Annotated in this window: 16 protein-coding genes and 1 riboswitch; of the genes, 15 read left to right on the forward strand and 1 reads right to left on the reverse strand. The window is 42.2% G+C overall.

What is annotated here, in order from left to right; translation table 11 throughout:
• Nucleotides 1-376 precede the first annotated feature (376 nt).
• Nucleotides 377-682: a hypothetical protein gene (locus tag LCL96_RS06940; protein ID WP_224940685.1), complete on the reverse strand. Its 306-nt coding sequence runs from the start codon at nt 680-682 to the stop codon at nt 377-379.
• Between the two features lie 173 nt (nt 683-855).
• Here LCL96_RS06940 and LCL96_RS06945 point away from each other — a divergent pair, with 173 nt between their 5' ends.
• The 15 genes from LCL96_RS06945 (at nt 856) to thiE (ending at nt 12,647) form a co-directional block, all read left to right on the forward strand.
• On the forward strand, nt 856-1,137 hold the full coding sequence (locus LCL96_RS06945) for a DUF6509 family protein (protein ID WP_224940686.1): 282 nt from the start codon (nt 856-858) through the stop codon (nt 1,135-1,137).
• A 292-nt stretch (nt 1,138-1,429) separates the two neighbouring features.
• A complete protein-coding gene (locus LCL96_RS06950; RefSeq protein WP_224940687.1) occupies nt 1,430-1,627 on the forward strand; it encodes a hypothetical protein in 198 nt (65 codons plus the stop codon).
• Nucleotides 1,628-1,742: 115 nt separating this feature from the next.
• Nucleotides 1,743-2,879 (forward strand): sensor histidine kinase, encoded by a 1,137-nt coding sequence (locus tag LCL96_RS06955; protein ID WP_224941322.1) that lies wholly within the window; start codon nt 1,743-1,745, stop codon nt 2,877-2,879.
• On the forward strand, nt 2,876-3,475 hold the full coding sequence (locus LCL96_RS06960; protein WP_224940688.1) for a response regulator transcription factor: 600 nt from the start codon (nt 2,876-2,878) through the stop codon (nt 3,473-3,475). Before LCL96_RS06955 ends, LCL96_RS06960 begins: the two co-directional genes overlap by 4 nt.
• Nucleotides 3,476-3,742: 267 nt before the next feature.
• Nucleotides 3,743-3,850, forward strand: a riboswitch (TPP riboswitch).
• Between the two features lie 118 nt (nt 3,851-3,968).
• Nucleotides 3,969-4,670, forward strand: a complete 702-nt coding sequence (gene tenA / locus LCL96_RS06965) for a thiaminase II (protein ID WP_224940689.1) — start codon at nt 3,969-3,971, stop codon at nt 4,668-4,670.
• The gene (locus LCL96_RS06970) at nt 4,663-5,241 is read left to right on the forward strand and encodes an ECF transporter S component (protein ID WP_224940690.1); all 579 of its coding nucleotides are present in this window, start codon (nt 4,663-4,665) and stop codon (nt 5,239-5,241) included. The genes tenA and LCL96_RS06970 overlap by 8 nt, the downstream gene beginning before the upstream one ends.
• Before the next feature lie 12 nt (nt 5,242-5,253).
• A complete protein-coding gene (locus LCL96_RS06975) occupies nt 5,254-6,681 on the forward strand; it encodes an ABC transporter ATP-binding protein (RefSeq protein ID WP_224940691.1) in 1,428 nt (475 codons plus the stop codon).
• Nucleotides 6,678-7,481: an energy-coupling factor transporter transmembrane component T family protein gene (locus tag LCL96_RS06980; protein WP_412103534.1), complete on the forward strand. Its 804-nt coding sequence runs from the start codon at nt 6,678-6,680 to the stop codon at nt 7,479-7,481. Before LCL96_RS06975 ends, LCL96_RS06980 begins: the two co-directional genes overlap by 4 nt.
• On the forward strand, nt 7,471-8,112 hold the full coding sequence (locus tag LCL96_RS06985; protein ID WP_224940692.1) for a thiamine phosphate synthase: 642 nt from the start codon (nt 7,471-7,473) through the stop codon (nt 8,110-8,112). The genes LCL96_RS06980 and LCL96_RS06985 overlap by 11 nt, the downstream gene beginning before the upstream one ends.
• Nucleotides 8,096-9,208 carry a glycine oxidase ThiO gene (gene thiO / locus LCL96_RS06990; protein ID WP_224940693.1) on the forward strand — a complete coding sequence of 371 codons (1,113 nt, stop codon included), beginning with the start codon at nt 8,096-8,098 and terminating at the stop codon, nt 9,206-9,208. Before LCL96_RS06985 ends, thiO begins: the two co-directional genes overlap by 17 nt.
• A complete protein-coding gene (gene thiS / locus LCL96_RS06995) occupies nt 9,199-9,402 on the forward strand; it encodes a sulfur carrier protein ThiS (RefSeq protein WP_224940694.1) in 204 nt (67 codons plus the stop codon). Before thiO ends, thiS begins: the two co-directional genes overlap by 10 nt.
• Before the next feature lies 1 nt (nt 9,403).
• The gene (locus LCL96_RS07000; RefSeq protein ID WP_224940695.1) at nt 9,404-10,168 is read left to right on the forward strand and encodes a thiazole synthase; all 765 of its coding nucleotides are present in this window, start codon (nt 9,404-9,406) and stop codon (nt 10,166-10,168) included.
• Between the two features lie 2 nt (nt 10,169-10,170).
• Nucleotides 10,171-11,187 carry a thiazole biosynthesis adenylyltransferase ThiF gene (locus LCL96_RS07005; RefSeq protein ID WP_412103561.1) on the forward strand — a complete coding sequence of 339 codons (1,017 nt, stop codon included), beginning with the start codon at nt 10,171-10,173 and terminating at the stop codon, nt 11,185-11,187.
• 18 nt (nt 11,188-11,205) lie between these two features.
• Nucleotides 11,206-12,009, forward strand: coding sequence for a bifunctional hydroxymethylpyrimidine kinase/phosphomethylpyrimidine kinase (thiD, locus tag LCL96_RS07010; protein WP_224940697.1), 804 nt, complete (start codon nt 11,206-11,208; stop codon nt 12,007-12,009).
• On the forward strand, nt 12,006-12,647 hold the full coding sequence (thiE, locus tag LCL96_RS07015; protein WP_224940698.1) for a thiamine phosphate synthase: 642 nt from the start codon (nt 12,006-12,008) through the stop codon (nt 12,645-12,647). Before thiD ends, thiE begins: the two co-directional genes overlap by 4 nt.
• Nucleotides 12,648-12,661: the final 14 nt, after the last annotated feature.

Consider the following 12,661-nt stretch of genomic DNA (forward strand, 5'->3'; position numbering starts at 1 on the left):
TTGTTTGATTTGATCAGATCGTAGTCGAATAACTTTCCTTCATAGACCAAGTGGAAGAGGGGGTGTTTGATGATCTCATGTAACGAATCCCACAAAAGTATCCTATTTTACATATCCTTTTTAATCACAACTTGGTTTGAACATTTAGGGTACTATCAGGGCTAATCTTCAGCATCATTGGTTTTATAGGCAGCTGGACGATTTCGTATTAAAACAGGATCTTCAAATCGGTGATCAAGAAAAGATAGCTACCTAAATCGTGTTGACAGCCTGGCCAATATCACCAACCTTATTCCACATCATTCGTTACTACTTTGATTTTATATGGAGCGACAAAGAGGGACGGACCTTCAACAGGTCCGTCCCTCTTTGTTCTTCACCTTTTCTTTGTGCGCTTATTGATTTCTTCTGTCACGACATGAGCAAGGTCTTCGTTTCCGAAAAGGGAAAGGACGCCAAGTAATGTACTGTCTGGAATATCTTCTGATTCCTCTTTAGGTACGGTCAAGTCGATTCCATGCTGCAGGGCAGGATTTTTTCCTTGCTGGGGATAGGCTCTTTGATAGAGCTCAGTAGGATCGAGATCATGATTCACACACCATTGTGCAAATACAAGGATCATCATATGCTCGTCCTTCTGATAATTTTGGATGATTTTTTCTTGCATTTCTTTAGAATTCACTAATATTCTCTCCTTAAACAATGATACTATCTGTATTATAACGAAGTTGGAGAAGGAAGCCTATTCATATCCTTTTTCACTGAGATAGAGTATACATTTTTAAATTGGGCGATTAAAGGTGTATAATAGAAAGATGAACGAAACATGTTTCAGATTGAAAGGAAGTTAGAACGATGAATATTACCAACCACCATGTTGAGGAATTAAAAGATCCAACTGGTATATTAAGTGGAGACCGTTATGAAGTGATGCTTGATGTCGAAGTGCCAGAGGATGATGACCTGTATTCAGAACAGGGTATTTACATAAAGGCCATTTTTGTTCGGGATGAGAATGGAGCGAGAATCGTACAATCCACGATCATTGAGAGAAACACTGAGACCATCATGGATTTTGAATTAGAAGAAGAAGAAGAAAGCCTCATTTTGCAATACTGCCAAGAACATATCGAATAAAATGATGCAGAGCATCCTCCCTTCCATTGGTTAATGAGTCGGGAGGATGCTTTTTTACCAGTTTCAATGATTCAGATCAATATGTTTGCATGGGTATTGGATGTAAAAAATGGAATGAGTAAATCGAAGAAAGAAAGGTGTTAAAAGTATTTGGAGAAAGTGAAAAAAACGATTCATGTATTTTAAAATTTATATGACATTTGTACTGTGTATCTCAATGATATCATTTGATATACTATTGATACTAATGTGCTAGCAGATGATATCATATTGATAGAAAGGAGTGCGAACCTTGTCAAATCAAGGAAGAATGCAACTTAATGTAAGGGTTGATAAAGAAACATCAGAGAAATTGGATGAAATTGTAGAATACTATCAGCAGAATACGAAAATTGGCAGAGTGTACAAAGGTGACGTCTTAACAGACATCATACACAAATCCTATGAGGTCATGGAGAAGCAAAAAAGAATTCAAAACCGGAAATACTAGCATAAGAAATAAACAGTTCTTTTAATGAGCTACATATGAAAATCCGGATTATTTATGTCATAATATAGGAGACATATTTAAAATATTGAAAGTAAAAGAGGTTTCCAGCATGCAAATGCCGAAGAAAATAATCAATATTCAAAGAGGTTCAGGGATCTCCCCCTACATATGGAGCATTATCAGCATCCTGCCCTTTTACTTTATTTTTCAATCTTCCTCTACGATTGAAATTGCGGTAGGGATTTTCTTGACCATTGCGTTTTTTATTTCATTACGTTTCGCCTTCATCTCAAAAGATTGGCCCGTTTATTTATGGACATCGATACTCATTGCGATCTCCATTACAATGACCATACAATTTAATTTTATATATTTTGCTTTTTACATAGCCTACTATAACGGAAATATTAAAAATCGCGTTGCTTTTTTGACACTTTACATTATCCATCTTGTGCTGACAACGGCTTCGATCAACTATAACTTTGTGTTGCAGGATGAATTGTTCCTATCTCAGTTTCCGTTCATTCTGATCATATGGATCAGCGTAATATTGCTGCCGTTCAATATTTATAACCGGAATAAACAAGTACAGCTTGAAGATCAGCTTGAAGATGCAAATAAGCGAATTTCGGATCTTGTCAAACAGGAAGAACGTCAAAGGATTGCCAGGGACCTCCACGATACGCTGGGTCAAAAGCTTTCGTTGATTGGTTTGAAAAGTGACCTTGCGAGAAAATTGGTCTATAAAGATCCAGAACAGGCAAGAAATGAATTGCAAGATGTTCAACAAACGGCAAGAACCGCATTGAGTGAGGTCAGGACAATGGTCTCCCAGATGAGGGGAATCCGATTGAAGGATGAGATTGTCAGGATCAAACAGCTCTTAAAGGCAGCTGATATCGAATTCATCTTGTGTGAAGAAAGCAACCTTCCACAAGCATCTCTCTTTATGGAAAACATCTTAAGCATGTGCTTAAAAGAGGCAGTGACAAATGTAGTCAAACATAGTAAGGCTTCCTACTGTGAACTCCTTATTGAAGAATCGGATAAAGAGATGACCATCTTGGTGAAAGATGACGGTGTAGGGATCGGAAGTGATTACTCACAGTCAGGAGGAAGCGGTCTGATCGGAATGAGAGAGCGGTTGGAATTTGTGAATGGCAGTCTCGACATTGTTTCGGATGAAGGCACCACCTTGATTATGCGGGTGCCAAAAGTAATCAAGCAGACAGATAGGGAGGGAATGGAATGATTCGAATTGTGATTGCCGAAGATCAACGGATGCTGTTGGGCGCACTGGGTTCGCTTTTAAGTTTGGAAGATGATATGGAAGTGGTAGGAAAAGCGGGCAATGGAGAAGAAGCCATTGCCCTCGTCCACGAACTTAAACCTGATATATGCATTATGGATATTGAAATGCCCAAGAAGACCGGCCTTGAAGCAGCTGAGGAATTAAAGGGGGAAGATTGCAAGGTGATCATCCTTACTACTTTTGCAAGATCAGGTTATTTCCAGCGTGCGCTCAAAGGTGGAGTGAAAGGATATTTGTTGAAGGACAGTCCTAGTGAAGAACTGGCGAACTCGATCCGACTTGTGATGGATGGCAAGCGCATTTATGCACCTGAGCTAATGGATGATGTCTACAGTGAAGAAAACCCTCTTACAGACAGGGAAAAAGAAGTACTGGAGCTTGTTGCCGACGGGAAAAACACAAAGGAAATCGCCGATGAACTACAGCTTAAAACAGGAACTGTCAGGAATTATATCTCTACCATACTCGACAAGCTTGAAGTGAAAAATCGAATCGAAGCCATCACACAATCGAAAGAAAAAGGGTGGTTTAAATAATTCGAGGGACGGACCTTTTAACAAGGTTCGTCCCTTTATGGTCTTGCATGATATTGAATATTTATTCTATTCTAAAAAGAAGAGATAAAGGGACTGACGAATTTTTTTAGAAAAAAATATTTCATCAAAAATGAAAACTGCTAAATCTTTTGATGTCATTGCATCCAAGGGTCAATTTGTAACTGATAAAAAACAATGATTTGTGCTATTTGTGTTGACAACGAAATGAATCATGATACGATAACATCGAAAACAAAATTTCATAAGACGATCCACTAGGGGTGCCTTCTAAAAGGCTGAGATTAAAGTGTGACTTTAAGACCCTTTGAACCTGATCTGGTTGAGACCAGCGGAGGGAAGTGGTGTTTGACGGTCACGAAGAATACGATTCTATCATTCTGATCTCAAGCCACTTTCTGTATGCGGTATGCATCATGGAAAGTGGCTTTTTTTGTTGCCCATTTCGGGTCGTCTGGAAAAGGAGTAGGAAATAATGTCATTTTCAACGGTGTTACGAAATGAAGTCAAGGAAATTTGGGACGCGAGCTTCCATCATCCCTTCGTCAAAGGGATCGGGGATGGAACGCTCCCCATCGAGAAGTTCAAGTACTACCTCTTGCAAGATGCCTATTATCTTTCACATTTCTCGAAGGTGCAGGCGCTCGGTGCGTCAAAAGCAATGGATCTACATACTACATCACGAATGGCATCGCACGCTGTAGGAACAAATGAAGCAGAGCTTTCACTTCATGAAAATTTCTCGAAACGATTAGGTATCACGGAGGAGGAAATACAGAATTTCAAACCGGCTCCCACAGCATATGCCTATACGTCGCATATGTATCGTTCTGCGAGATATGGAGGTCTTGCGGATATCTTGGCGGCGATTCTCCCATGCTACTGGCTCTATTACGAGATAGGGGAACGCTTGAAATCATGCACTCCGGAAGAGCCGGTTTATCAGGAATGGATTGAGGCATATGGAGGGGAATGGTTCAAAGAGTTAGTCGAAGAACAAATCAATCGTCTTGATGAATTGGCAGAAACAATGAGCGCATGTGATAAAGAAAGAATGAAAGAAAATTTCATTTTGAGCAGCATCTATGAGTTACAGTTTTGGGAAATGGCTTATACTCTTGAAAAATGGCCGTTTGCTCTGGATGCCGGAAAGAAAAGGGGTGAGCAGCATGTCTAAATTAAAACTGACGGATATTTTAGTAACAGTAGTCATTTCCATCATGTTTGGAGTTATTTATAAACTTTGGGGACCATTTTACAACTTAATGAAGCCAATCGGTTTACATGCGGATCAATTCATCTATGGAATGTGGTTCATGGCGGCCACAGTGGCATTCTTGATTATCCGAAAACCGGGAGTGGCCCTTTTAGCCGAAATCGCCGCTTCATCCGGGGAGTTTCTCATGGGTTCAGAATGGGGACTGGAGGTGCTTTTATTTGGAATCATTCAAGGGTTGATGGCAGAGTTGATTTTCTTTATGACGAAATATAAACGCTATGATTTTTCGATTATATGTTTCGCGGCAGTTGGTTCTGCATGTGGTTCCATCTTTATGGACTACATGAAAGGATATATTGGAGATTTGGCCCTTTGGAATCTGTCCTTATTCATTGTTGCGAGATTACTGGGTTCGATTGTCATCGCAGGTGCAGGATCTTTTTATTTGGTTAGGGCCCTCGAGAAAACCGGAGTCACAAGTCTTGTAAGACGTGCTGATCAAGAAGAGTACGATTCATTGCATCATTAAGAGGTGAACTTTATGCATGTTGAAAACCTTCGACTTAAATTTCCCGGATCGGAAAAACGGATGTTTAATGATGTCAGTCTGTCAATCAATGAAGGGGAAAAAGTATTGCTATTGGGTCCATCAGGATGTGGTAAATCAACACTTCTTCATGTTTTATCCGGGGTGATCCCCCGGTCTGTGGATGTTCCCATGAGAGCTTCCAACATGGAGATAGCTGATTCATATGGATATGTATTTCAAGATCCCGACTCTCAATTTTGTATGCCATTTGTAGATGAAGAATTGGCCTTTGTCTTGGAGAATTTACAAATCAAGAGAGAGGAGATGAAAGAGACCATTCGCAGGCTGTTATCGGAAGTGGGACTGGAGATGAAAGATCCCCATACGAAAATCTCAACATTATCAGGAGGTATGAAGCAAAAGTTGGCCATTGCCTCTGTTCTTGCTCTAGAACCCCATACTCTATTCCTGGATGAACCGACCTCACTGTTGGACGAGGAAAGCACAGCGTCTGTTTGGAAAACAATCAAAGAGATTTGTAAAGACAAAACCCTAGTGATTGTAGAGCATAAACTCGATCATGTTCTGGAAATCATAGATCGGATCATTCTATTCGATGCAGATGGAACCATTATGGCGGATGGAACGAAAGAATGGATCCTAAGCCGTTACAAAGAAACGTTGAGGTCTTTAGGTGTTTGGTACCCGGGCGCGTGGGAAGAATATCTGTCATCCCGATGCCAGAGGGAGATTCCTTCGTTTGGACCAGTGATTGCAAGTATGGAAAACTTTAAAGGCTATATTCAAAAAAAAGAGAAGATCCACCTGCCGCATGCTGCGATCCGGAAAGGAGAATGGATTGCCATTACAGGAAGGAATGGTGCAGGGAAATCAACATTACTTCACAGCTTAATGAAATTCATTCATACAAGCGGGACGTACGAACTAAATGGAATGCAGGTGAAGGGGAAAAAGGTTCCCAAAGATTGTGCGTTTGTTTTTCAAAATCCCGAATTACAGTTTGTCACACATACCGTTTTTGACGAAGTGGCTTACAGCTTTCGGCTGAAGAAATTAGATGAAAAGTGTGTTGAGAAAGATGTGGAAAATTTACTCCAGCGATTCATGCTTGATCCATATAAGTTTCATCATCCATATACTCTATCCATGGGGCAAAAACGCAGATTAAGTGTTGCAGCTTCCATCGTTCCCAATAAGGAGATTCTATTATTGGATGAACCAACCTTCGGGCAGGACGCACAAAATACCTTCGCACTGATTGAAATGCTTCAAGAGTTACAGCGTGAAGGCGCAACCATTTTGATGGTGACTCATGATGATAAAATCATCCAACACTTTGCAACCAGGGTATGGACAATTGAAAAAGGACGATTGCTTCAAGATGTGGATGTAGAAGTAGCAAGGAGAAAAGCGCTGTGAATATGGAATTTGTTTATAAACATACCTGGCTCCATGACACAAACCCGAGCTTGAAATTGATCGTGATGATCGGACTTTTTGTATTTTTACTATTTGTTCATTACCTTAATTGGCTTATGTATTTGACATTGTTCGCTTTCCTCTTATTGTGGTCGTTCTCAGGATACTCAAGGAAATTAGTGCTGCTACTGGTCTTGCCATTTTTCCTTGTCTTTCTGTCTACTGCATCCTCGATGATTATGTTTGGGAAAGGAGAGACAACGTGGCTTACGTGGGGGTTGATCGAAGTGACGGAGGAAAGTTTTTACAGGGGGGTTCATATAGGATTGAGAGCATTTGTATTTGCTGTTTTAGGCCTCTTATTTGCTCTTACAACGAGACCTGTCCTACTGTTTTATTCACTCATGCAACAATTACGCCTAAAGCCGAAGTATGCTTATAGTTTTATGGCCGGACTAAGGCTGATTCCCATCATGTTGGAAGAATTCAATACGATTGGAAATGCCTTGAAAGTCAGGGGGATTCGAGAACAAAAAGGAATGAAGCATCAAATTCATAAAATACAAGCTTACTCCATTCCCTTATTGGCGCAAAGTATCCGAAGGGCACACAGAATAGCGGTTGCAATGGAAACGAAAGGATTCGTTGGCGATGGGGAGAGGACCTATTTCTACAAAGTCGGCTTTTCGAAATTTGATGCGTATTTTATCGGGAGCATCATTCTCATGATTTTAGTAAGTTACTTCCTTTCTATTGATCTACCAATTTTTCCGACGGGAGATGTTCGCTATGGAAATTGAAAAAAGAAGACGATTACATGTCATTTCCACTGGTCAGCAATCAAGGGAAGAATTGGTGAAAATCTCGAGAACCATTCACCCCTATATTGATATGCTTCATATTCGTGAAAGAAGCTGGACAGGAGCTGAGTTGATTGAAGCCGTTGTAGAATTAACGGCTGTGGGAGTGCCGTTAAGGAAACTGTGTATCAATGACCGTGCAGACATCGCTTGTATGAAACATGTAAGAGGGGTTCAGCTTGGACATCATAGTGCTCCAGTTGGCTTAGTGAAGAAGGCTTTCCCATCTTTGAAAATCGGGTCATCGGTGCACAGTATGCAAGAAGCCCTTCTGGCATATGAACAAGGGGCAGATTTTCTCCTTTATGGAAATGTTTATGATACAACGTCGAAACCAGGGAAGAAAGGGAAAGGGATTGTAAATTTGGAAGAGATTGTTTTGAACATTCCCCTTCCCGTTATTGCCATCGGGGGTATTACACCCGGACGAGTAGATGACATTGTTAGAACCGGTGCAAAGGGTATCGCGGTCTTGTCAGGTATCTTCCTTTCTGAAGACCCTCTAGAAGCAGCCCGGGCTTACTATAAAGCAACCCATAAGGAGGTGAAACAGCTTGGCGAAACAATTTGATGTGTTGATTGTAGGTGGAGGTGTGATCGGCTGCTCCATTGCGTATCAGCTTTCCAAAAGAGGAAAAAAAGTATTGGTGATGGAGAAGAATCGATTAGCATCCAAGGCCTCCAAAGCCGCAGCTGGAATGCTTGGAGTACATACTGAATTAACCGGGGGCAGTCCCCTCTATCGACTGGCGCAGAACAGCCGTAATTTGTACCCGGCCCTTGCACAGGAATTAAAAGAAGTAACCGGTATGGATATTGAGTATGTTGAAAATGGAATGATCAAACTTGCAAGGACAGAGGAAGAGGCACAGAATTTAGTAACTGTCGCCTCCCAAACGGAACAGGATGAACAGGTAGAATGGCTATCCCCTCTTAAGCTATCAGCCTTCGAGCCTCATCTTTCGAAGCAGGTGGCCGGTGGTTTATTCATTCCACGGGATGGAAACGTTGCGGCCCCGAAACTAACTGAAGCGTTGGGGCTCGCTTCAGTCAGATTAGGGGCTGATGTCAAGGAGTATACGGATGTATATGATTTTATTGTTGAAGGAAGCAGGATAACGGGAGTTCAAACGTCTATCGGTTCCTATTCTGCATCTGAAATAATCGTTGCAGGCGGTGCTTGGAGTCAATCACTATTGGGGAAAATCGGTTTAACACTTCACTCTTTTCCAGTCAAAGGTGAATGCTTTTCGGTGAAATGTCCCCGGGAATTGGTGGAAAGGACCATTTTCACTGAGGGTTGCTACATTGTTCCGAAGGTGGGTGGACGATTACTAATAGGGGCTACAGAACACGCTAATACCTTTGATGAAAGCATTTCCGTTAGCGGAATGATGAGTTTAATGAAGAAAGCTACAGAAATTCTTCCAGACCTTATCCATACCGATTGGGAAAAAGCCTGGTCAGGGATACGGCCTCAAACACACGGAGGACTTCCTATGATCGGAAGGAGTGAAAGGTGGGAAGGGCTCTCCATTGCAACGGGCCACTACCGAAATGGCATTCTCCTTGCTCCCATCACCGGAGTCATGATGGCAGACCTATTGGAAGGCAAAGAGAATCCATTACTACATTCATACGTTGGGAGTTCTAGAAAATGGAATTAAGGATAAATGGACAGCAGGTGACAGTGCCTGACACAATCACTACGATAGAAGAACTTATACACCATTTCAAACTGAAGAATCGAACGATTATGGTTGAACAGAATCAAACCATTTTAAGAAAAGAAGAACATGAAAAGGCAGCAGTTGAAAACGGAGATACTATTGAATTAGTCCAATTTGTAGGAGGCGGTTGACATGTTGAAAATCGGAAACTATACATTCCATTCCAGATTATTGTTAGGAACAGGGAAATATCCTGATTTTGATATTCAGAAGAAAGCGGTTGAGGTTTCTGGTGCAGAAATTCTTACGTTTACGGTCAGGAGAATGAATATATTCGAGCCCAGCCAACCCAACTTCTTAGAAAAACTCGACTTGGAAAGCTACTCATTATTACCGAATACGGCTGGCGCAAAAACAGCGGATGAAGCGGTGCGGCATGCACAGTTAGCCAGAGCGTCAGGACTTTGTGACATGATTAAGGTGGAAGTGATTGGGTGTGATAAAACATTGTTGCCCGATCCCGTGGAAACACTGAAGGCTACAGAAGAATTGATTAAAGAAGGATTCACGGTCCTCCCTTATACATCCGATGATGTGGTTCTTGCAAGGAAATTGGAAGAGTTGGGGGCACATGCCATTATGCCCGGTGCATCACCAATCGGATCGGGACAGGGAATTGTTAACCCGGTAAATCTTCGCTTCATTATTGAGCAGGCAAATGTACCGGTCATCGTTGATGCTGGGATTGGATCACCAGCAGATGCTGCTTATGCTATGGAACTGGGAGCAGATGCTGTGTTGTTGAACACGGCGGTGTCACAATCGAAAGATCCAATTAAAATGGCCAATGCCATGAGACTTGCCATTGAGGGTGGCCGTTTTGGATATGAAGCCGGGAGAATTCCCCGAAAGCGCTATGCATCAGCAAGTAGTCCGATCGAGGGGATGAGTGTTTGAATGTGGAGAGATATTCCAGACAAATCTTGTTTTTGCCTATTGGAACAGAGGGCCAGGAAAGAATAAGGGGTAAACATGTGCTCATAATTGGAGCAGGAGCTTTGGGAACAGGGAACGCGGAAGTCCTCGTTCGTGCCGGTATTGGAAAGCTGACGATTGTGGACCGTGATTACGTCGAATGGAGCAATCTGCAACGACAGCAGCTCTACAATGAGCAAGATGCAAAAAGTCGCCTTCCAAAGGCGATAGCTGCCAAAAAAAGACTGGAAGAGATTAATTCAAATGTTGACATCGAAGCACATATTCTGGACGTCATGCCTGAAGAGTTATTGAACATGGCCATGGGTGTGGACCTGATCATCGATGCAACAGATAACTTTGATACGAGAATGATCATCAATGATGTATCTCAAAAACTTTCCATTCCCTGGATCTACGGAGCCTGCGTGGGGAGCTATGGAATTTCATTCACGATTCTTCCCAATGTCACCCCGTGTATTTCATGTTTACTCGATGAAGTTCCTATTGGGGGCTTGACCTGTGACACAGCAGGAATTATCAGTCCTGCCGTCTCACAGGTGGTCGCCTATCAAACGACAGAGGCACTAAAGATTTTAGTGGAAGACTATGAAGCTCTTAGCCACAGGGTCTTCTCTTTCGATTTATGGAAAAATGAGCATACGTCTTTGGATGTGAGTAAGTTGAAGCGAGTAGAATGTCCTTCATGTGGTGTTCATAGAACATACCCAAGTCTTCGATATGAGAATCAAACCAAAACGGCCGTCCTATGTGGACGGGATTCTGTTCAAATCCGGCCAGCTTCAAGGCACTCTGTTAACCTCTTGGACATTTCAAGAACACTTGAGAGCCAAGGCAAGCAAGTGGAAAGGAATCCTTATTTGATTAGGTTCAAAGTAGATTCCCTCAGGGTCGTCTTATTCTATGATGGACGGGCGCTTGTCCATGGAACGAAAGAAATAAAGGAAGCAAAATCAGTTTATCACCGTTACTTTGGTTGAAAAAGGAGTGAATATAAAATGGTGAATAAAGCGTTGACGATTGCAGGATCGGATAGCGGTGGTGGCGCCGGTATACAAGCAGATTTAAAAACCTTTCATGCATGTCATGTCTATGGGATGTCTGCCATTACAGCCGTTACAGCTCAAAATACAAAAGGAGTACAGGGGGTATTTCCATTGTCGGTATCTGGAGTCATAGAACAATTGACTTCTGTAACTGAAGATTTACCACCGCAAGCGGTAAAAACCGGAATGTTAGTGAATGAAGAGATCATTGCATCTGTTGCGGATTTTGCCAGCTCCTCCGGCTGGGAAAAGCTTATAGTGGATCCTGTGATGATTGCGAAAGGCGGTGCTTCTTTATTAGAAGAAAAATCCATTCAAACATTGCTCAATCGTTTGATCCCGGTTGCTTACGTCATCACTCCCAATATACCTGAGGCAGAAGCTTTAACTGGGAGACAGATAGTGAATGTTGATGATTGTAGGAAAGCAGCGGTGGACCTATACGAGATGGGGGCAAAACATGTGGTCATTAAAGGTGGTCACCAGTCTCAATCTTTATATGCAACTGACATTCTTTATGACGGCAAAGGATTTTATGAGTTTACGAGTCCAAGAGTCTCTACACCCCATACGCATGGAACAGGCTGTACGTTCTCTGCAGTCATTACGGCAGAACTGGCAAAAGGGAACACTGTCTATGATTCAGTCCAGACTGCCAAGGAATTTATATCAGCCGCTATTACGCATTCACTCGGGATCGGGAGCGGGCACGGTCCAACGAACCACTGGGCTTACCATGAAGGTTTGAAAGTATGACTCTGAGAGACTCTTTAAAGCTATATTTTGTCATGGGCAGCCAAAATTGTGAAAGATCTCCTGTCCGAGTGTTGGAAGATGCTCTCTCAGGCGGGGTTACCATGTTTCAATTTCGTGAAAAGGGGATTCGTTGTCTGAAAGGGCAGCCCAAGATGGAGCTGGCTCTTAAACTCCAACAATTGTGTCAAAAACACAGTGTTCCTTTTATCATCAATGATGATGTGGAGCTTGCGTTGTCAATGAATGCAGATGGTGTACATATAGGGCAAGAAGACGAATCAGTCGAGGTAGTCCGTAAAAAAATGGGGGATAGATTACTTGGAGTATCTGCCCATAATGTGACAGAAGCCAAGCTCGCAGTAGAGTCAGGTGCGGATTATCTTGGGGTGGGTCCCATGTTTCATACAACAACAAAGAATGATTGTAGAAACGTTCAAGGGCCAAAGGTGATTGAATCAATGCGAGCGGAAGGGATTCTTCTCCCATTAGTCGGGATTGGAGGAATCCATCTCGACAATATCCAAGACGTAATGGAAGCAGGCTCAGATGGTGTAGCGGTCATTTCAGCGATTTCAAAACAGCCAGAGAAAACCCACACTCTTTTTCAAGCGGTCCAGAATAGTTTGTTAAAATCATAGCTTTTATCGGACAA

It is taken from the genome of Rossellomorea aquimaris (assembly GCF_020172085.1).
Lineage (GTDB): Bacteria > Bacillota > Bacilli > Bacillales > Bacillaceae_B > Rossellomorea > Rossellomorea aquimaris_E.